Source organism: Halobacillus dabanensis (genome assembly GCF_900114165.1).
Taxonomy (GTDB): domain Bacteria; phylum Bacillota; class Bacilli; order Bacillales; family Halobacillaceae; genus Halobacillus; species Halobacillus dabanensis.
Genome location: NZ_FOSB01000002.1, coordinates 45027 through 65441 on the forward strand (window position 1 = coordinate 45027; position 20415 = coordinate 65441).

24 protein-coding genes are annotated in these 20415 nt (G+C 40.6%); 9 read left to right on the top strand and 15 right to left on the bottom strand.

Translation table 11 applies throughout. The features are described from left to right. Positions 1-88: 88 nt before the first annotated feature. Positions 89-799, top strand: a complete 711-nt coding sequence (gene deoD / locus BMZ58_RS03385; protein ID WP_075035164.1) for a purine-nucleoside phosphorylase — start codon at positions 89-91, stop codon at positions 797-799. Positions 800-833: 34 nt separating this feature from the next. On the opposite strand, the gene BMZ58_RS03390 is transcribed toward deoD, so the two are convergent. Together BMZ58_RS03390 and BMZ58_RS03395 are read right to left on the bottom strand one after the other, a co-directional pair. Further along, entirely contained in the window at positions 834-1067 is a 234-nt protein-coding gene (locus BMZ58_RS03390; RefSeq protein ID WP_075035165.1) for a hypothetical protein, read from the bottom strand. 300 nt (positions 1068-1367) lie between these two features. After that, positions 1368-2843 carry a leucyl aminopeptidase gene (locus tag BMZ58_RS03395; RefSeq protein ID WP_075035166.1) on the bottom strand — a complete coding sequence of 492 codons (1476 nt, stop codon included), beginning with the start codon at positions 2841-2843 and terminating at the stop codon, positions 1368-1370. Positions 2844-3050: 207 nt separating this feature from the next. Between BMZ58_RS03395 and BMZ58_RS03400 the strand changes: the two genes are divergently transcribed. Further along, positions 3051-3533: a divergent PAP2 family protein gene (locus BMZ58_RS03400; RefSeq protein ID WP_075035167.1), complete on the top strand. Its 483-nt coding sequence runs from the start codon at positions 3051-3053 to the stop codon at positions 3531-3533. Positions 3534-3609: 76 nt separating this feature from the next. On the opposite strand, the gene BMZ58_RS03405 is transcribed toward BMZ58_RS03400, so the two are convergent. From BMZ58_RS03405 to BMZ58_RS03415, 3 genes are all read right to left on the bottom strand, one after another. Next, positions 3610-4287, bottom strand: coding sequence for a 3D domain-containing protein (locus tag BMZ58_RS03405; RefSeq protein ID WP_075035168.1), 678 nt, complete (start codon positions 4285-4287; stop codon positions 3610-3612). A gap of 107 nt (positions 4288-4394) precedes the next feature. Continuing rightward, the gene (locus tag BMZ58_RS03410; protein WP_075035169.1) at positions 4395-4712 is read right to left on the bottom strand and encodes a YuiB family protein; all 318 of its coding nucleotides are present in this window, start codon (positions 4710-4712) and stop codon (positions 4395-4397) included. Positions 4713-5029: 317 nt separating this feature from the next. Further along, positions 5030-6250 carry an NAD(P)/FAD-dependent oxidoreductase gene (locus BMZ58_RS03415; RefSeq protein WP_075035170.1) on the bottom strand — a complete coding sequence of 407 codons (1221 nt, stop codon included), beginning with the start codon at positions 6248-6250 and terminating at the stop codon, positions 5030-5032. Between the two features lie 296 nt (positions 6251-6546). On the opposite strand from BMZ58_RS03415, the gene BMZ58_RS03420 reads away from it, so the two are divergent. Continuing rightward, on the top strand, positions 6547-7533 hold the full coding sequence (locus BMZ58_RS03420; RefSeq protein WP_075035171.1) for an NAD(P)/FAD-dependent oxidoreductase: 987 nt from the start codon (positions 6547-6549) through the stop codon (positions 7531-7533). Between the two features lie 330 nt (positions 7534-7863). Here the strand turns inward: BMZ58_RS03420 and BMZ58_RS03425 are convergent, their stop codons facing one another. The 3 genes from BMZ58_RS03425 to BMZ58_RS03435 form a co-directional block, all read right to left on the bottom strand. Further along, a complete protein-coding gene (locus tag BMZ58_RS03425) occupies positions 7864-8223 on the bottom strand; it encodes a HesB/IscA family protein (RefSeq protein ID WP_075035172.1) in 360 nt (119 codons plus the stop codon). A gap of 136 nt (positions 8224-8359) precedes the next feature. Next, a complete protein-coding gene (locus tag BMZ58_RS03430) occupies positions 8360-8590 on the bottom strand; it encodes a YuzB family protein (RefSeq protein WP_075035173.1) in 231 nt (76 codons plus the stop codon). Between the two features lie 69 nt (positions 8591-8659). Next, positions 8660-8995, bottom strand: coding sequence for a YuzD family protein (locus BMZ58_RS03435; protein WP_075035174.1), 336 nt, complete (start codon positions 8993-8995; stop codon positions 8660-8662). Between the two features lie 164 nt (positions 8996-9159). Here BMZ58_RS03435 and BMZ58_RS03440 point away from each other — a divergent pair, with 164 nt between their 5' ends. After that, entirely contained in the window at positions 9160-9381 is a 222-nt protein-coding gene (locus tag BMZ58_RS03440; protein ID WP_035511544.1) for a NifU family protein, read from the top strand. A gap of 47 nt (positions 9382-9428) precedes the next feature. Here the strand turns inward: BMZ58_RS03440 and BMZ58_RS03445 are convergent, their stop codons facing one another. Then, on the bottom strand, positions 9429-10394 hold the full coding sequence (locus tag BMZ58_RS03445) for a 2-hydroxyacid dehydrogenase (protein WP_075035175.1): 966 nt from the start codon (positions 10392-10394) through the stop codon (positions 9429-9431). Between the two features lie 188 nt (positions 10395-10582). Here BMZ58_RS03445 and BMZ58_RS03450 point away from each other — a divergent pair, with 188 nt between their 5' ends. Beyond that, positions 10583-11089, top strand: a complete 507-nt coding sequence (locus tag BMZ58_RS03450) for a phosphatidylglycerophosphatase A family protein (protein WP_075035176.1) — start codon at positions 10583-10585, stop codon at positions 11087-11089. Positions 11090-11208: 119 nt separating this feature from the next. Next, positions 11209-12777 carry a hypothetical protein gene (locus BMZ58_RS03455; RefSeq protein WP_075035177.1) on the top strand — a complete coding sequence of 523 codons (1569 nt, stop codon included), beginning with the start codon at positions 11209-11211 and terminating at the stop codon, positions 12775-12777. Positions 12778-12821: 44 nt separating this feature from the next. Here the strand turns inward: BMZ58_RS03455 and BMZ58_RS03460 are convergent, their stop codons facing one another. Both BMZ58_RS03460 and BMZ58_RS03465 read right to left on the bottom strand, forming a co-directional pair. Continuing rightward, positions 12822-13589, bottom strand: a complete 768-nt coding sequence (locus tag BMZ58_RS03460) for a TIGR01457 family HAD-type hydrolase (protein ID WP_075035612.1) — start codon at positions 13587-13589, stop codon at positions 12822-12824. Positions 13590-13614: 25 nt separating this feature from the next. Continuing rightward, on the bottom strand, positions 13615-14052 hold the full coding sequence (locus BMZ58_RS03465) for a DUF86 domain-containing protein (protein ID WP_075035178.1): 438 nt from the start codon (positions 14050-14052) through the stop codon (positions 13615-13617). Between the two features lie 156 nt (positions 14053-14208). Between BMZ58_RS03465 and BMZ58_RS03470 the strand changes: the two genes are divergently transcribed. Next, complete coding sequence (locus BMZ58_RS03470) at positions 14209-14505, top strand: DUF3055 domain-containing protein (RefSeq protein ID WP_244151484.1); 297 nt, start codon at positions 14209-14211, stop codon at positions 14503-14505. 62 nt (positions 14506-14567) lie between these two features. Here BMZ58_RS03470 and BMZ58_RS03475 read toward each other — a convergent pair whose 3' ends face one another. Next, positions 14568-14843 carry a YutD family protein gene (locus BMZ58_RS03475; RefSeq protein ID WP_075035614.1) on the bottom strand — a complete coding sequence of 92 codons (276 nt, stop codon included), beginning with the start codon at positions 14841-14843 and terminating at the stop codon, positions 14568-14570. 137 nt (positions 14844-14980) lie between these two features. On the opposite strand from BMZ58_RS03475, the gene BMZ58_RS03480 reads away from it, so the two are divergent. Together BMZ58_RS03480 and BMZ58_RS03485 are read left to right on the top strand one after the other, a co-directional pair. Then, positions 14981-15574, top strand: coding sequence for a YhcN/YlaJ family sporulation lipoprotein (locus tag BMZ58_RS03480; protein WP_075035179.1), 594 nt, complete (start codon positions 14981-14983; stop codon positions 15572-15574). Positions 15575-15653: 79 nt separating this feature from the next. Further along, the gene (locus BMZ58_RS03485; RefSeq protein WP_075035180.1) at positions 15654-16598 is read left to right on the top strand and encodes a M23 family metallopeptidase; all 945 of its coding nucleotides are present in this window, start codon (positions 15654-15656) and stop codon (positions 16596-16598) included. 133 nt (positions 16599-16731) lie between these two features. Here BMZ58_RS03485 and BMZ58_RS20755 read toward each other — a convergent pair whose 3' ends face one another. The 3 genes from BMZ58_RS20755 to BMZ58_RS03500 all read right to left on the bottom strand — a co-directional run bounded on the left by BMZ58_RS20755 (position 16732) and on the right by BMZ58_RS03500 (position 20388). Beyond that, positions 16732-16830, bottom strand: coding sequence for a methionine/alanine import family NSS transporter small subunit (locus BMZ58_RS20755; RefSeq protein ID WP_075035181.1), 99 nt, complete (start codon positions 16828-16830; stop codon positions 16732-16734). Between the two features lies 1 nt (position 16831). Then, positions 16832-18358: a sodium-dependent transporter gene (locus BMZ58_RS03495; protein WP_075035182.1), complete on the bottom strand. Its 1527-nt coding sequence runs from the start codon at positions 18356-18358 to the stop codon at positions 16832-16834. Positions 18359-18834: 476 nt separating this feature from the next. Continuing rightward, a complete protein-coding gene (locus BMZ58_RS03500) occupies positions 18835-20388 on the bottom strand; it encodes a Na+/H+ antiporter NhaC family protein (RefSeq protein WP_075035183.1) in 1554 nt (517 codons plus the stop codon). Between the last annotated feature and the right edge of the window lie 27 nt (positions 20389-20415).

Consider the following 20415-nt stretch of genomic DNA (forward strand, 5'->3'; position numbering starts at 1 on the left):
CTATTAGAGGGTATGGTAATTTTATAAAGTCAAAGGCACTCTGATAGAAGGAAACATAGCCTGTCAATAAATGGAGGAGGTCATTACGATGACAACACATATCGGTGCAAAACCCGGAGATATCGCAGAAAAAATTCTTCTTCCCGGGGATCCGCTACGAGCAAAATACATTGCAGAAAATTTCTTAGAAGATGCAACATGCTACAACGAAGTCCGTGGCATGTACGGCTATACAGGTACTTATAAAGGAGAGAGAATCTCCGTTCAAGGAACAGGAATGGGTGTTCCTTCCATTTCTATTTATATCAATGAGCTGATGGAAAGTTACGACGTACAGAAACTGATTCGCGTAGGATCTTGTGGTGCCTTACAAAGTGACGTGAAAGTGCGTGACGTCATTCTTGCTTCCACTGCAACGACAGATTCACAAATGAACCGTATGGTCTTCGGAGGGATTGATTTCGCTCCAACTGCTGATTTCGTCCTTCTCAAAAATGCCTATGATGCAGGAACAGAAAAAGGGTTAAAACTAAAAGTCGGTAACGTATTTACGAGTGATAGTTTCTACCGTGATCAAGCGATGGATCTTTTCAATCTGCTAGCTAAATACAACGTATTGGCAGTTGAAATGGAAACAACAGCCCTATATACATTAGCAGCTAAATACAATCGTCAGGCCTTGTCCGTTCTTACAGTAAGTGATCATATCCTTACAGGAGAAGAGACCACATCGGAAGAACGTCAAACGACATTCAACGAAATGATCGAAGTAGCTCTTGAGGCTGCTATACAGGATTGATCACAATGCACTCCCTACCTCTGTAGGGGGTGCTTTATTTACCCTCGATGTTAGTAATATCTTTTACTTTTAAGACTGCGATACGATCCCCTATACCTATAAGGACTTCTTTGTTCCAAACCCGTTCTATTTTGCCATAATAAGCTTCATCTGCTGTCTGAATTAATAGAACTGTCCCGACATTCTTTTCCATAACACTTAATAAGGAAGCGGATTTCCATGGAGACAAACGAAGGAATCTTTTCCACACCGTTAAGAAAAAAGCCATGCTTCATCCCCCCAACAAGCCTTCCTACATCCTATACTCCTCGCACGATGAAAGCTTGGGGTAATGCCTAGTAAAAAGAACAAAAGCTTCATGTGGTTTGCTGATAAAACTTGGCCGTAACTTTATATCCGCCGCTTGGATCAATATATCCGCCACTTTCGTTAAGATATCCGCCAACCGCCCTCCGAAAGTATGTCATAAAAAGCCGGCCTTCAAAAAAAAGGACGTCTTCTCCTACTCTGGAGCTTGGAGATATCCTCAGTAAAAAGAGCCTCCCCCAAAAGGAAGGCTCACAAGGAACTATTTTATAATATATCCAGCTAAAGTTTTTGCCATGACACCTGTAGGCCCTTTTGGACCAAGCTCATGAGCATTCTCTGACATCGAAGTTCCAGCAATATCCAGGTGGACCCATGGGACTTTTTCTACAAAAGCTCCTACAAAGGCTCCTCCCATGATAGCATGTGCCTTCCTAGTCGGTGAGTTATTTAGATCAGCAATATCACTTTTCTTTACTTGTGCCTTGTAATCTTCATTATATGGCAGTAACCACATTGGTTCTCCGGCTTCCTTACCTGCTTGTTCAATATCTTTATAAAAGTTCTCTTCATTTGTCATCGCACCAGTCATCCAGGAGCCTAAAGCCGTAACCACTCCCCCTGTCAATGTAGCTACATTGATGACACGGGAAGCACCCCTTTCTTGCGCGTAAGTTACTCCATCAGCCAAAGCAAGACGGCCTTCCGCATCTGTATTGAGCACTTCAATCGTTTTTCCACTCATGGATGTGATGACATCATCTGGTTTGAATGCATCTCCGGAGATCATGTTATCAGAGGATGGGATCACAGCTAAAACATTCTTCTTCGGCTTCATTCGGCCAATCGTTTCCATCGCACCAAGAACCGCTGCTGCTCCTCCCATATCCCCTTTCATACCTGGCATCCCTGTTTTCGACTTGATTGAATAGCCACCAGTATCATATGTTATTCCTTTACCTACTAATGCTGTTATATCATCCCACTTTTCAAGCCCCTGATATTTGAGGACAATCATTTTCGGTGGTTCCGTGGAGCCTTGATTGACAGCAAGTAAAGCCCCCATCCCTAGCTCTTCCATGTCCTCTTTATCTAAAATATTTATCTCGAAATCATAATCCTCCGCCATTGTTGTAGCGAATTCTGCCATTTCAGATGCAGTCAATATGTTTGCCGGCAAGTGGACCAAATATCTAGCTGTATTCACTCCATCAGCGAATGCACGCCCTTTTTCAAAAGCTGCTTGAATGATATGCTGCTCCTGATTCGTCCAGACCACAAGCGAATCTGTGTCCCTTTCATCCTTTTGATGCGTTTTAAAAGAAGGTAGACGAAACGTGGAGGTCAGCATTACCTCAGAAATCAATGCCGAGCACCGTTCAGCACTCCAGCCAACCGGAATAAAACTATCAAGAAAAATAGCTGGAGATTCTACCTCATCCTTCTTCAACCTCTGAAAAGCAAGCCCCATGGTTTTTCTATAATGTTCCTCTGACATATCATGAGAGGATCCCATCCCAACAACATAGATTCGTTGAAGCTTATCATTTTCAGGCAATAGCACTTTCTCCAGTTGCCTTCTAGTGGAGCTCAAGTGTCCAGTTTGTATGTAGGGATTCAAATCAACACCAATTTCATCCTTCACTTTCATTAAGTGATTTTCGTTTACATTTTGGTCCTCGAAGAGTCCAAAAAGCAATGCATCAGATTCTGTCCATTTATTATTTATTGTGAACATGGAAAACACCTCCATCCCAAGTATACATAAAATTCGTTTCTTTTCCTCCCGAAAAATATCACCAATACCACTCTTCACTTCTCATATAAATTACCTTGAAAATCAAATTATGATATAATAGCGATGCTCCATTTCTAAAGAAAATCACGCATGAAAACTACATAAACTTCATTTTTTTATCCCCCGGAGATTAGAAAGGGTGTCAAAATGCTATTAGATCTGCTACATAATTTCCCTCTTTGGGCATCAATTGCTGCCATTTTATTTGCCCAAGTCGTCAAAATTCCAATTCAATTTATAGCTTCGAGACAATTCAATGCAAGTCTTGCCTTTAGTACAGGTGGCATGCCGAGCAGCCATTCCGCTGCCGTAACTGCCCTTGCCACGGGTGTAGGCATCGAGCAAGGATTCGGTTCATCCGTATTCGCCATTGCTTGTGTCTTCAGTATTATCGTCATGTTTGATAGCACTGGAGTCAGACGACAAACAGGTGAGCAGGCCATCATGCTCAATATACTGTTGAATGATTTTAATCGCTTTATGAGCGAAGCGAAAAACTGGCAACAAAAAGAGGGGTATCAGAAAAAAGAAGAATTGAAGGAACTTCTTGGACACCAACCGATTGAAGTATTTTTCGGTGGCCTGACAGGTATTCTATTAACATTCCTCCTCCATTCCCTCCTCTATTAATGGTGAATGGATAGCACACAACAAGCTGGATAAAAAAACAAAAATCTCTTCCGCTTAAACGTACGGAAGAGATTTTTTATTGCTTCATTTGAGATCGAAATACTTGCAAGGACTCATTCTGATTCAACTTTTCTAAATCTCCTTCACTCAATTGGCCGGAACCTTCTTCGATCACATAAACCTCCAGCGTTTGTTTTCCCCATTGTTCATAAACATCACTCACAGTAGGAAAATATAGATCGACTTTATTCCCTTCAATGGCACCGCCGATGTCGGCTACTACTCCATATCCATAACCAGGAATAAACAAAACAGTACCTAAAGGAAACAAATCCAAGTCAGCAGCAATTGTAGAATATAAGTCTCTCTTAACATTCACACCAGAAAAGGTAACCCCGCAACCCGGGTGTTCAGGTGTTTTCCCCGTAGATTCAACACCAGCTGTGTAGCCCGTTGCAACTACTTCATGCGTAGGGTACTGACTTAGATCTAAAGACTCTTCTAAAGTTTTTACTGCTTCTACAACAGCACTGGAAACATAGGTCTGTTGCGCCTTTTTCACATTTAAACTTTTCTCATCAAGATCCTGGCCTTTATCCCTGAGTGATTCTCCATCAAGAGTTTCTCCCTGGAACTTGGTTGCAATCCATTCATCAAAGTCTTCTATCGATAAATTCGTCACATTGGTAACCGTACTGTATAATGCCAAAAGGAATAACAAAGAGAAAAAGGTGTACTTGGTACGCTTTTTCATGAAATCACCTCTAGGTGTAATCATGTCCAAGCTGTCCAATTTTATTCAATTCTTTATGGATTACACAAAAAACTGCTGGAAACAAAAGTGTCTCCAGCAGAAAAATCCTAAAACATTTGGTATCCATTTTTTCGAAGTTTCCTTATAACAATTCCTGCTACAATCGTACCAACAAAACCACTTGCCAAAATAATAATATCAACAGGCTTTAAGTTGACCAAATCCTCAAAAGCTGCAGGTATAGCTGTACCTGGCTGTGAGAAATACTCTGTCCAGGGAAAATCATCAATGATAAGTAAAACGATAACCGGATATACGAAAGACATAACCCAGGATGATCTTAAAAGCATATTCAATAAAAAGGAAATTCCGAAAAATAAAACAAAAAACAATAGCATAGATACGACGAATTGCACAATATTCAAAATCGCTTCCCCCTAAAATCTGTAGAACCGTACACATTAACCCAAACCTCATTCTATAACGGTTGCATAAAAAGCGCAAGAGCCTTAGAAGATCCGAAACGGATACGCAAAACGACCGGACGAAGGCGTTCTTCACCTCCATTGGCAGGGTGCTTTTGTTGCAAGGTTGGGTGCTGGAGTTGATTTACAATAAAAGGGGCGTTTCGCCTTTAACAACTTACAATGGTACCTTCTATGGTTTTGTCATTCCCTGGTGGGTAAAATATCGCACCTAAAAAAGCGAAAACAGCACACTGTTTTCGCTTCTTATATAAGATTTATTGGAAGAAATTCAGTTTACCTTTTTTAAGCACTAGTGGAATACCACCAAGTTTCAAGAGGTAGCGGTTGTCGATGATTTTCTTCATCGCTGTCGCAGACCAACCGAACAATTTCTTATCATCAAAGATTACACCAATAGCATCGTTGTGACCAAGAGATGCTACCGTACCCTTCAAGTCCGGCTCGAATGGTTCTAAGTGGCTGTCCCCTTTAATTAGACGAGTCAAGTTCGCTGCAGTATGTTCCGCTTCTTGAATTGCAATCTGTGCAGTTGGCGGGTAAGGGCGTTCTGTCTCCTCGTTCATGATCAAGGCACAGTCTCCTACAATGAAGACATCTTCAAAGCCTTTAGGGCGAAGGTCATCTCCTACTGGTATCCGTCCCCGATTCGCTTCGAATCCTGCTTCTTCAACCAGAGAGTTTCCACGTACTCCTGCAGCCCATACGACTGTATTTGTTTCAATTTCTTCCCGCTGCTCATCTTTTTCAAATACAAGCTTGTTTTCTGTAACTTCCTTAATCATCGCACCGATTTTGAATTCAACGCCACGAGCTTCTAATGAGTTCATCGCATATTCAACAAGTTCAGGGTCAAATCCAGGAAGGGCCGTAGGAGCAGCCTCCACGTTAATAATGCGGACTTGTTCACGCGGGACATCATACTCTTTACATAGTTCAGGAATACGATTCGCAAGCTCACCTACGAATTCAATTCCAGTGAACCCTGCGCCACCAACAACGATGTTCAAGCGCTCTTGTTTTTTATCCGCTTCATTATTGTACTTCGCAAAATTATATTCGATATGTTGACGAATCAAACGGGCACTGTTGATACTCCCAATTGTGAACGCATTTTCCTTCAAACCAGAGATCCCGAATGTAGCTGCCTCAAAACCAAGCCCGATGACAAGATAGTCGTAGGACAACTCACCATTTTCAAGCAAAACTCTCTTTTCTTGTGGTTTTATTTCTGTCACTGTATCCTGGACGAAATTAATCTTGCTTGTATTGACGACATCATTAATTTGAATGCGTGTACGATCATGATGAAGGGTGCCTGCTGCATTTTCGTGTAACCATGTCGTCTGATAGTGGTAACTATGTTTGTTGACCAACGTCACATTCGCATCATTGGCCCCTAAGCTTTTTTGCAATTTGACAGCTGTCATGATGCCGCCATAACCGGCACCTAGAATGACAATATTAGGATTTTTCATGAATAATCACTTCCATCTTGTAGTTTTAAAATCCTTCATCTTTCTATTTGTGACTCATTTCACACAAAAAACCAATAAAAAAACCTGTGGAAATCAGGGGATAATTGTCACAAATTATTAACATATAGTCTAACCTCATCTTAGACCTTTTTAAATTCATTTTCAACAAAAATATAGTTGTCGAAATAATAGGATAATTCACTTTTGTGAAAGGGTTTACAATCGTTCATTGTTCCCATTGCAAATTTTTTTATGATAGAATGTATTTTAGTGAAATTTTCATCAGGAGGGTAATTATGAGTGATAAAATATATGATATTACGGTCATCGGTGGGGGCCCTGTAGGTCTGTTCACTGCTTTCTATGGCGGTATGCGGGAAGCCAGCGTCAAAATTATCGAAAGCCTGCCCCACCTTGGGGGGCAACTGACAGCATTATACCCTGAGAAATATATTTTCGATGTGGCTGGATTTCCAAAAGTACGCGCACAAGATTTGATCGATAATCTTGAAGAACAAGCAATGGCTTTCGATCCCACCATTGCCCTGAACCAAGAAGTTGTATCAGTCGAGCGTATGGAAGATGAAACCATTAAATTAACGACAGATAAAGAAGTTCATTATACAAAAACGATCATCATTACAGCAGGAAACGGAGCTTTCCAACCTAGAAAACTGAAGATTGAAGACACAGAAAGGTTCGAAGGTACAAACTTGCATTACCACGTAAGTAACATGGACCAATTCCGTGATAAAAAAGTGATGATTGCAGGAGGCGGCGATTCCGCTGTCGACTGGTCCTTGATGCTTGAACCCATTGCCAAACAGGTGACCCTCGTCCATAGACGAGACAATTTCCGGGCTCATGAACATAGTGTGTCCCAATTAAATGAATCGCAGGTAAGAATCATGACACCATTCACTCCTGAGAAGATGATTGGTGAAGAACGCATCGAACAGGTAGAACTGAAAGAAGTCAAAGGAGAGCGCGTGGAAACAATTGATGTGGATGATGTCATTGTAAACTACGGTTTTATCTCATCTCTTGGACCGATTAAAGAATGGGAGCTCGAAATCGAAAAAAACAGTATTGTTGTCAACTCCAAAATGGAGACAAATATAAAAGGGATATACGCAGCGGGAGACATTTGTACCTATCCAGGCAAAGTCAAATTAATTGCTTCCGGATTCGGTGAAGGGCCCACTGCCGTAAACAATGCAAAAGCGTACATCGACCCTGGTGCACGCGTCCAACCTAAACACTCCACTAGTCTGTTTTCATAATTACCAAAAGGAAGAAGCAACCTCTCAGGGGTCTTCTTCCTTTTTTGCCTTTATTTAACTATATAGCAGGATTGTTGAAGAATTGAATTCGAGATGCTTGTGGGGGGATTATGCGACTCGGGGAACGGCGATACTCCTGCAGGAATGGATGGGCAGGCGAGACCCGCAGAGCTTTAGCTGGCTTGCCCCATTCACCCAGGAAAGCGATTCGTTTACCCACCGACCATATTCACAAACTAACGTCTCAAAACTGAGTTTTCAAGAATAAGGAGCATTAATGCTGCAGGATATAAAAAACCTTTCTGTTTGAACAGAAAGGTTTGATTAATGTTAGCAGTTCGGATCTGGAGTGCCTGCATTTGTCGCTGTTTTGAAAGAAGATCCACAGCCGCAGGAAACAATGGCATTCGGGTTATCAATCGTGAAGCCACCGCCCATCATATTTTGTTTAAAATCTATCGTCGTACCTTCAACGATTGCAGCGTCCTGCCTGTTAATAACAACCGGAATTCCAGCTGATTCCTCTGTCAGATCAAGCTCTTCGTTTATTTCATCCTCGAAGCCCATGGCATAAGACAACCCACTGCAGCCTCCACCTTTTACACCGAAACGAAGACGCACGTCTCCTTCTTCCTCTTTCATCATCTCTTTTATCTGGTGACTAGCGGCATCTGTGATATTTAGAATCATACCAAGCCTCTCCTTTCTAATCTTATTATTAGTATACTAAATCGAGAATCTTTTTATCAAACTTCCTGTATCAGGAATGAACAGCAAAAGGCATCCCCATCCAGGATACCTTTTGTTTTCATCATGGTTTCACCTTCTATAGGGTTTCGTCCATATGTTGATATATTTTATCTACGAGTTCTTCAGGTGTATCGGCCATGATGCGTTCTCCCTCTACAAGAGCATATAAAGTCTGTGAACAAAGTCCGCAATTACGCAAACAACCATATTCGACAACATCAAGGTCAGGATCTTTCTCCAGTATAGCTTTTGCTTCCTGTGATCCGCTTACCAGGTTGTTGATACAAAATTCAATCAATGGATTCATCCGCTTCACCTCATAACGTGGATGAAACCCTATTCTTTTCCCATTTTACCATATTCACAGTGAAAACTGTTAGGAATGATCCAATTGTTGCAAACCATGATTTTCTAAAGCCTTGTAGATGTTTTTCAACCTAGGATTCCCTTCACCGACAATTTCGTTCTCCACCAGAACAAGTGGATAGAATAATTCATCATCTAAGATCTGTTGAATAATCATCCCATCTGCGCCCTCTTGATGGACAGAATTAATATCATAATATTCATAGCTTATTCCTGTCTCTCCGTACTTTCTGGCAATAGCTGCTTGAAGCCACTCATACGTTTCTCTTGAGCCTGGAGCATTCACACAACTTGCACATTTCACTTCTGCTCCATAAACTGTTAGACGGACATTTTGTTCATTCATCGACATAACCCCTCAAGACCTATTATTTTCTTTCATTTTACAAAAGAAGTGAAAAAAGATAAAATGATAATAGTTCTCAATAATCATAAGAAGAAACAGAGACAACCATAGATTTTTTTTGAAATTCGTTTTATAATAATACTTAAGAAAGGGGAAGATTGAACATGCATGAACAGGTTCAAGAAGTACTGAATAAACTTCGCCCATTTTTACTTCGTGACGGGGGAGACGTTGAGCTCGTCGATGTGGAAGACGGAATTGTACGTCTGCGACTTATGGGTGCTTGCGGAAACTGCCCTAGTTCCACAATCACGTTGAAAGCAGGAATCGAACGCGCGCTCGCTCAAGAAGTACCAGGCATTTATGAAGTGGAGCAAGTATTCTAATACAACCATGACAAAAGGACCGTACATTTGCGTGTACGGTCCTTTTTTTATGTTACCGGACTAATTAACGGCTTTCCTTCAAAATGATGGACAAGATTATCTAAGCTCATGCACATCATCTTATACCTTGTTTCCTTAGTTGCCGACCCAATATGTGGTGAACAAATTACTTCAGGAAGACCAAGTAAGGGATGAGCAGCATCGATTGGCTCATTTTCGAAGACATCCAGTCCCGCCCCCGCAATTTCTTTATCTACAATAGCTTCCTGCAGAGCTGTTTCATCCATTGTCGCTCCTCGAGAAACATTTATAAAAAAAGCGGTATCCTTCATCTTCCGGAATGCTTCTTTGTTGAACAGATACTTCGTTTCGTCTGTGAGTGGGGTTAAACATACAACATAATCCGCCTGCTCCAGCAATGTATCAAAGGAAACAAACTCTGCACCGATCTCTTCTTCCGCTTCCGGTTTACGGCTACGATTATGATACAGTACATTCATATTAAATCCTTTCGCTCTTCTTGCAACAGCTTCCCCAATCCTCCCCATACCCACTATTCCAATTGTCTTATGGTGGATATCACTTCCTACAAGCATCAACGGAGCCCAATGGTTCCAATTATTTTCTTTAATGAACTGATTAGCTTCCAAAAGGCGTCTCGCTGTTGCCATCAAGAGGCTAAACGCAAGGTCTGCAGTGGTTTCAGTGAGGACATCTGGAGTATTTGTGACAGCAATCTTATGTTTTTCAGCAAGTGGAACATCAACATTATCGTATCCTACAGCCATGTTAGCAACGATGGAGAGATTTTTTGATTGTTGGATAAGTTCCTCATCCACCTTATCTCCCAACATCGTTAAAAGACCTTCACATGTACTTGATTTCTGCAGCAAAACATCTCGAGTTACTGGCTCTTGCTCTTCCGGCCACATTTCAATATCAAATTTGCTTTTATAAGGATCTATCACCTCTTCCGGGAGACGGCGTGTAATAAATATTTTTGGTTTATCCATTGAGAACACCTCCAGTATCTTTTCCTAAGTTTACCATACAATCGAGTCCAAAATGGGCGCAAACATTCAATCTGCTTTGCACCCTGTGTCAGAAAATTTGATATAATAAACATAACACCTTCTGTTTGTGCAATAATAAACGCGGGTATGGAACAGGGCAAGTCATGACGAGTTGGGAGGTTTTCAATATGGCAGAAGAAAGAAAAATATCGCACCTTGAAAAGACCGCAAGAGAGTGGTTAATCGAACGAGGAGTGTCGATCGACGATATCGCTGACCTCGTCTATTATTTACAATCGAAGTACCATGATGAACTGTCCATGGATGATTGCCGCTATAATGTCAATAAAGTTTTGACAAAACGTGAAGTACAAAACGCGGTTATTACTGGAATCCAGATGGATCGTTTAGCTGAAAAAAACATGTTAGAAGAGCCCCTTCAATCCACCATTGAAGTGGATGAGAGCTTATATGGAATTGACGAAATTATCGCATTCTCCATCGTAAACGTATATGGCTCCATCGGCTTTACCAATTATGGATACATCGATAAACAGAAACCTGGAATTTTACAGAAGTTAAATGATAAGTCATCCGGAGAATGCCACACATTCCTTGATGATATCGTGGGGGCAATCGCAGCTGCAGCATCAAGCAGACTTGCTCACAGCATTGCAGGGGATACAGAAGACTAATAATGAATATACCTTAAAAAACACTATGACACTGCATAGTGTTTTTTAATTTTCTGAAACCTTTGCATGACTAAGAACGTATGATATAAAAGACAAAAAAAGGAAGGGGAAAACGGAACATGAAAAAAGTGAAGCAGAAACTTGTCTGGCTTCTCCCAACGATGATTGTATTAATTGGTATCAGCCTGCTTTTTTCTCAAAATTACGATAAGGTAACACAACCGCCAGATGAAGAATGGAGTCGGGAATTAGATATAGGAAAGACTCCTGTTCTTCGCCGACCAAATGTAAGCTCACAGGATGGTCAACCGACTATATCATTTCTTACCGAACAAGGAATTCAGCAAAATTTTTATGATAAAGATTTTAACATGACGGACCAAGTAACCTACGATGTCCCAGTAGATAAATTCACTCAGTTTTACATAAATGGAAACAGAATGATTTATGCAGATTATTATAGTCTGTACGATGAAAAAACTGGCGATAAAATAACAGATATTCAATCTTTTTATCCTTTAGAGAGTCAAGCGCTTTATATGAACGATCAAAAACTTTTCGCTATTGAAATGGATAATTTAGAAAGTACAGAACTCCTGACAATAGAAAACACTCATACTAAATTGCTAGCGGAAGAAACACAGTCAGGAACCTATTTATTAACAAGTGAAGTAACTAAAGCAGGAAATCAGCTGAACTATTACATGTTGGAAAATAACGAAGTGGAAAAATTAGGAGAATCTCAATTTTCTCTTAATGACTCCGAAGAAATCAGAGATATCCAATTCACTATTCATGATGATACTCTTAAGTTGCTTGTGTCGACGGTGCTTAAACAAAGCGCTTCAGGAAAAATGCAAAATTTCTACTATTATAGTGAAGGCCCTGTAAACGAAAATCCGAATTTAAGCAAAGTGACCTTTAATGATCCCTTTACTGATGGTGAATTAAGGGAAGTTTCTGATATAAAGATACAATCACTCAATAAGGGATCTCTGCTCTTTTTTAAAGCGATTGGTGCCACCGAAACAACCTTTCGTGAGTCAGATCAATTCAACATCTATCAAGCACAAATTCAGTCAGAAGGTCAAAGTGTTGTGACCAGATTAAGTAATACCCCTGAGTTATCTAATTTTCCGGTCAGTATTGATGATCGGACCGTTGTCTGGGTCGATCAAGACGGCGAGGGACACCGCCTTTTGTTAGCTTCCCAAAACTCAGATGTAATTGAAAAAGCTGATCAAATCACCAAACGATCACTATTACACGCTCTCGGTAAAACCATGGGGATGTTATCATACAGCTTATTTACCTTTCTGATTTCAATTTTCTGGTTCCTCTGGCCGCTACTATTCATCATAATACTTATGTTCATCAAGAAAGATGCCCTCGATCAGGATCGTCCATGGGTACTATATTCCGGAATCCTTATTTATTTGGTAGCAGCAGTTCTTGTCAGAGACCCTATGTTCCCAGATGCACTAAATCGGTTTGCCCCCTCTTACTTAAGTTTCCCTGGAAGTCCACTCTTTTTCTTATTGGGATTTGCGCTGTTATCCTATGGGATATTAAGGACTGGTGCAAAAGTCAGAGACTGGTCCATCCCGATACAGCTCACGTATTTTATCAGTATGCACGTGTTATTTATAGCCGTGTTCTTCGGTCCCTATCTAAGTCCATGGCAATAAACTTGAACTAAGTCAAACAAAAAAGAGCCCTCCCCGGCTCTTTTTTAATGGATCAACCATTGTAACAAATTATCACATTTATAGGTGGGTTGATGCTCCATGTCCTTAATTTCATCAAACGAACTCAAACCTGTCTCTACCATCAATGTGTCTATACCAGCTTTCATACCTGCCTTGATATCCGTATTATAGTTATCACCGACCATTAGAACCTCTGCTTCGGAAAAACCTAACCTTTTCAAAGCGCGTTTCATAATCAATGGCTCCGGTTTACCTACAAAGATAGGCTCAGCCCCAGTACTAACTGATATCACAGAAGTTAATGCACCATTCCCAGGCATCATTCCCCGCTCCGTAGGGATAGCAATATCTCCATTTGTACTAATAAAAGTCGCACCCGAGCGAACTTGCAAACAAGCTTTGGCGAATTTTTCATAATTTATATTTCGATCAATCCCGATCACCACATAATCTGCATGATCCTCCACAAGTTCCAGGCCTTCTTGCTTGATCGCATGGGAAAGCCCCTCTTCACCAATCACAAAAACACGAGCACCTTCTTTTTCATTTCTAATATAGTCAGCTGTGGCAAGGCTACTAGTATAAACCTGGTCTGGTTTAGCTTTAACTCCGAGGTTGTTCAATTTTTCAGAAATTTGCCCTACTGTTTTGGAGGAGTTATTAGTCAGAAATAGGAAAGGTGTATTTTTACTTTCCAAGTATTCAACAAATTCAGATGCTCCGTGAATTTGCTTTGATCCTTTATACATTGTTCCGTCAAGATCCACCAAATAACCTTTATATTCTTTCATTGCCATCACACCTTCCTCGTCTTTCTCACCTCTTGGTAAAAGCGGAGACCGGTCCTAATTCATTTTCTAAATAATAACGTACCCGGTCCGGAAAGGCAGTGATGGAAGACCAGTGCTTTTTCCATCCTTCTAACAATTGTTGATGATCCACTGCTGTATAATGCTGAACAACCATCTTTCGCATTTGTATAAAATGCTTATAAGCATCTTGCTCCTCGGCAGGTAAAACTTTTTCATCTGTTAAAATATCTATAATATCTTCATAACTGCCTGGATCACGCATAATGAACCCATCAATCATCATATTGCCAACATCAATAATTGCTTCGATATTTAAATGTGTCATTCTTTCAAGAAGAAGATATTCAGAAAAGCTTTCAAAGTGTCTTTCCACCAATTCCTTTTGTATTTTCTCCATATAAGATAAGATCTCTTCAATTTTTTCTCTATTTACGAAATACATATCCTGCCCTCCATTACTTATGCATGCTTTTACGCTTATGATAACACAATCATACATTCAATCGCTCACTCTCTCCTCTAGAATTAATCTCCCTTTATTCGGACATAATATTGGCAAAGCTTTTTACAGCTGCGGAAATATGGAGAAAAAACAACGATGATTCAAGAAACAGGAGATGATGAAGATATGGCAGAACGCCCTCTTCTAGAGGATATTACACAAAGCACAAGCACCCGTTTCGTATCTTTTACGGCCGGAAGCCACAGATTTGAACTTGCGTTAATGAAGGCGGACTATTTCAACAACCAAACAATGGTTATCAACTTACCTAAGAACCGGCAGGCCTTGCTCGATCACGAAGCGATTAACAGAGATGGACACCTTGAGCATATGTTTCAACTAAGTGCAATGGAAGCGGAAGAACTACGCAATTACCTTCCTTACCTGCTTTAACATGGAATAGGTAGGAAGAAATATAAAATAAAAAACGGCGTGCTATATTAAGCGCGCCGTTTTTATTGACGAATTCTTTTTAATACAAAATAAGAGCAACCGAAATTACAGTATTCATACAAATAATCTTCTAACGTACTGATCTTCGTATCGAAAGTGGCTTTGGAATTTTGATCATCATAAAAACCTTTCAACCTTAATTGACCATATCCCCAGTCACCAACAATGAAATCATATTTATTTAAAATATCGCTAAATCGGCTTTCTACTTCTTCCTGTTGGAAGCCTTCTTGAAAGTCCTCTAAGATGTCATAGGTTTTCCCTGAAAGTTCAATCATTTGCATCACCTCTATCCTGCTCTCAGTGTATCACATTTCACCATAATGGAGAAAACACAACTTTCTTATAAAGGTATGTTTCCAATGAAACTGCTCACTCTAAATACTATAAAACCAAACAATTATAAGGAGGAAGTATGTTGAATAATTTTTGGAAACTCATGGCACCCCTTATGGTGATTGTACTCCTTGCCGCAGGATGTCAAGAAACAAAAGAAGAAGAAGCACATAACAAGATGGATGATGACACACTAAATGGAAATGCAATGGATGGCTATAATGACGAACCAGAGGATGGACAAGTGGGTTACGTAAGGTTTAATAAAAATCAATTAAACCAGGATAATGAAAAAAATCGGGAAATCAAAGTGAATCGAGAGCAAATGGCAGACATGATCTCAAGGATGATTCTCCGATATGATAACTTTGACGATGTAGCTACGGTCGTTACAGATAACGAAGTCCTTGTAGCTTATAAAAAGGCAGGAGATATGGAGCGTGAACAAGCAGCCGAAATGGTCCAGAAAACAGCTTATTCTTTAGTACCAAGTTTTTACCACGTGTATGTTTCAGATAACCCCGCTTCCTTCGGTGATGTCCAAAGTTTAGGCAACTCGACTGTATATGACCAGGGGTACAATGACACCATCGACAGCATAATCAAAAAGATGAAAGAATCACCGCAAGGCAGAAACAGGAATACTAAAGAAGACACGGGTATGGAAAACTGATACCCAACCCATTTTTTCCATTCATAACACAAGAGCTGTTGCCTCATGCTAAAGGTATCAAAATGTTGAAGGTGAAATTATGAAATACATTGGTACAATGATTGTATCTCTTTGCCTCTATAGCTTTTTGTTTGCTGGTGTAATCCATGCAGATGAGGAAAGTGATGCACGCATGGCTCTTTATAAAAAAACATCTGCTGTCACTGATGTACCGTGGGAGTATCTAGCTGCAATCGATCAATATGAAAGACAGGTCCATGACGACCCCAAAAAAGGAAGGGTCACAGCTATTGAAGCCGATCCTATGTTTTGGACTGGTTCTGCCGGTGAAATGCCATCTGCTCTCTTCCCTGATGGATGGGGAGCAGATGGGAACGGTGATTCGAAAGCTGAGTTAAATAATGATGAGGATGTATTGTGGTCGATTGGCAATTACATTAAATCTTATGGCACAACGAAAGAGGATATTAAAATTGCATTATGGAATTATTACAAACGAGACCTTACTGTCCAAACCATCATGAATACAGCTAAAGTGTTCCATAAGTTCCAAACCGTCAATTTAACGAATCGCGATTTCCCACTTCCAACTCAATCGAATTATAGCTATAGGAGTACATGGGGCGATGCAAGAGGATTTGGCGGACGTAGAATACATGAGGGGACAGACATTTTCGCCAATTATGGAGTGCCAGTCAAATCCACGACTTATGGAGTAGTGGAAATGAAAGGCTGGAACAAGTTTGGTGGATGGCGAATCGGTATTAGGGATATCTACAACATTTACCACTATTATGCACACTTACAGAACTTTTCGGAAGATATAAAAGTAGGGGACATCGTCCAGCCAGGCGATGTAATCGGTGCTGTGGGTGCCTCCGGATATGGTCCTCCTGGCACTTCAGGGAAGTTCCCACCTCATTTACACTATGGAATGTATCAAGATAACGGGAAGAACGAGTGGTCTTTCGATCCTTATCATTTTTTAAGAAAATGGGAGCGAATGGCAAAAAACAATAGCTAGAAACGAGCGAATAAAATCAATGACAAGAGCGGCTTAGCGTTAGAGACAGAAGTCGCTCTCAAGGAAAATTTCAACCACATAATATCCTCACCAAAATGAAAGCGTCGCACTGTTTAAGTGCGACGCTTTTTTATCATTTGGATTTTTTCACAGCGTTCGTAATACTAGCAGCGAGGCCACCCCATATTACGATCATCCCGATAACCATCATTGTAATTGCACTAGCTGTCATCTCAGCTTACCTCCTTCTTCACCTCATCAACTGCCTTAGCATCCCAGCGTTTTAATGTCATAAAGAAACCGACAACGAGGGCGAACGCTGCGACGAACCAACCACCGAATAAAATGAAACCATCGGTATATCCTTCATAGTTACCTGTTTCTGTTTCGAATTGTTTAAGAAGGTTGGTTTTGAAAAGATCGAACATCATAAATCCAAGGACAATCGGTGTGATGCCACCAAGACATATTTTCCACCAGCCTCCTAGGCGGATGTCAGAAATTCCATTGGCATGGTTTTGGAAATCACCAAGCTTACGCAGGAACCATGCAATGACTACAACTTCAACAAGTCCTACAAAAGCAACTCCGAATTGGTTGATAAAGTAATCGGCCGCATCCAGGAAGAATAACCCTCCCTGTGTTGCAAATAATAGAGAAATCAGAGCTGCAAGCCCTCCGCCAAGTCCTACCGCGGCTTTCCTTGAAAGACCGAATTTCTCACTCAAACCAGCTACATACGTCTCAGATATGGAAATCAATGAAGACAACCCAGCCAACACAAGAGATGCAAAGAATAAGAAACCAAATAAACCATTCAGTGCCGGGAACTCATTAATGATTTGTGGGAAGACCACAAACGCAAGTCCTACACCCCCACTTACAACTTCCCCGACAGGAACATTACTTTGGGAGGCCATAAAGCCCAGGGCTCCGAATACACCTATCCCCGCCAAAAGCTCGAAGCTGGAGTTACCAAAACCAGCAATAAAGGCATTGTTCGTTAAATCTGATTTCTTTGGAAGATAACTTGAATAGGTGATCATAATGGCAAAGGCGATGGAAAGACTGAAGAAAATCTGTCCATAAGCTGCAACCCATACAGAACTATCCATAATAGCGCTAAAGTCAGGTGCGAAGAATGTCTGCAATCCTTCTGCAGCACCAGGCAGTGTAATTGCCCGGATGACAATAATTAAGAAAAGGACAACTAATGTTGGGATGAAAATTTTATTAGCAACTTCAATCCCTTTTTTAACACCCTTGAAGAGAACACCTAAGGTAACCAGCCATACAATAAGAAGTGGGATCAAGACACCAGGTACAAGGCTTCCTGTTTGACCAGGATCAACGGATAATTGCAAATACTCACTAAATAAAAAGCCTTCTGTATCGTCTCCCCAAGAAAGGTTGAAAGCAAATATACTGTATGATATTGCCCAGGCAATGATGACAGCGTAATAAGTGGATATTACGAATGAAACTAGTACAGCCCACCAGCCAAGCCATTCTGTTTTCCTGTTCATTTTAAAGAATGAAAGTGGTGCTGAACCACGGTATTTATGACCGATGGTGAATTCCATCACTAGTAACGGAATACCGGCAGTCAAAAGGGCGAAAAGGTACGGAATAAAAAATGCTCCTCCACCATTTTCATAGGCTACTGCTGGGAAACGCCAAATGTTACCTAAACCGATTGCTGAACCGACGGCTGCCAGTATAAAACCGGCCCGTGTTCCCCACTGTGCACGATTTTCCATGCGAAAGACCTCCTGTTGTTAAACATCTCAAACCAAAGACTCAAAAGAGATGTTTATCAATTTTTATTTTTCTGATTATTCTGCTTAAATTATAACCATGAGCAAGCGGCTTGTCAAAGTTATTTTTAAATTTTCAGAATTTGGAAGCAGGATAAATGAATTACGAAAGAAGGACTAAAAAGTATAAATATTTAATAAAACTTTTAATTATGAAAAAAGTCCCTATATATGGTTATTGGTTGATTTATTTTTCGACAAAGGAAGAATATATGGTCAGCTACCTTATCCATTTATACACTATGAGCAGAGGAGCTTCATTTATACTACATGTAAGATCCTCTCCCTTCTGCTTATTAGTTAAGTAATTATTAACAGAGCTTAATTGTATTTTTATGCTTATCCAGTAACCTGTTAGACCAAAAAAATAACGAGCATAAAACATAAAGTTTCATGCTCGTCATTACTATTAACGTCAATTATTTAGAAGTCTGCGGATTGAACTTATGAATGATCAATGCAATCCCTGCCACAATAATAAGGGTAAGAACCAATGGTAGCCATATTTGACCGGACAGTCCTAGTATCACATAACCGATAGATGAGGCAACTGCTGCGATAATTGCATAAGGAAGCTGAGTCAATACGTGATCGATATGATTGGACCCCGCTCCAGTAGAAGAAAGGATTGTTGTATCAGAAATCGGTGAACAATGATCCCCAAAGACGGAACCTGCCAATACGGCAGATAGTGCCGGAAGAATCAATGTTGGATCCGATACAGCTGCAATCTCCCCTGCAATAGGTAGCATAATACCAAATGTACCCCAAGATGTCCCTGTAGATAGTGCCATAAACCCTGACAATAGGAATATAATCAATGGCAAATACGCAAGATTAATATCTGCTTCACTGAACTGTTGGGCAAGGTATTCACCCGTTTGCAATTGTCCAATGATATCTCCGATCATCCATGCAAATACCAAAATATATATGGCAGGCAGCATGGCTTTCATACCTTGACCAAAGACAAGCGGCAAACCGGATTTAGGCTTCGGCTGGCTCAAGTAGAGAAAGAGGGCAATCAATACAGATACAACACCACCCGTGAACAAGGAAATGTTTACATTGGTGTTCGCAAATATAGACAAAAGATCAGCTGGACCTTCCGTGTTCTGAATTCCCGTGATTACCATCATGGCTACTGTGCCTACAATCAGAGAAATAATCGGCCAAACCAGATGGGAAATCTTTCCGTTTCCATGTTCTTTGAATTCATCACTCAAATCACCTGGAACATCTCCTTTTTCCGGGTCATTCAATTCCCCTGTTTCCAAGGCACGTTTTTCATGGACTTTCATTGGTCCAATATCCAACCTTAGATATATTGTTAAAAATACGAGCAGCAATGCTGCAAAAACATATAAATTAGCCGGAATCATTAGGACGAAAGCTTCTAAGGCTTGATACTCTGTTATTTCATTAGTTGCAAGAATGCTACCAATGGTCCCGATGATATAAGCTCCCCAACTTGAAATTGGAGATATCACCGTGATTGGAGCGGATGTTGAGTCAATAAAGTACGCAAGTTTCGCTCTGGACACCTTATAACGATCCGTCACAGGCCGGGCTACTTGTCCAACTGCCAGAGCATTGAAATAATCATCAATAAAAATAACAATCCCAAGCATAGACGGGACAAGCTTAGCCCCCTTCCTTGTACGAATGCGTTCTACAGCCCAACGCCCAAACGCACGACTGCCTCCTGATGCTGTCATAAAAGCTGTAGTGATACCCAGTAAAAATAGGAAAGATAATAAATAAATGCTCCCCATATTAAGCGATCCATCACTCACAAAAATACCTGCAAAGAGCGACCAGATCAAGGCAAGCCCTGCTCCTATATCCATTTGTGTGAGCATGAATGCTCCTACGATAATCCCAATCCCTAAGGATAGGATAACTTTCCTTGTAAGCAATACAAGGACTAACATTAATACTGCTGGAATTAAAGAAAAGATGGTTCCTTCCATGTGTTTCCCCTCCGTAAATCTTGATGT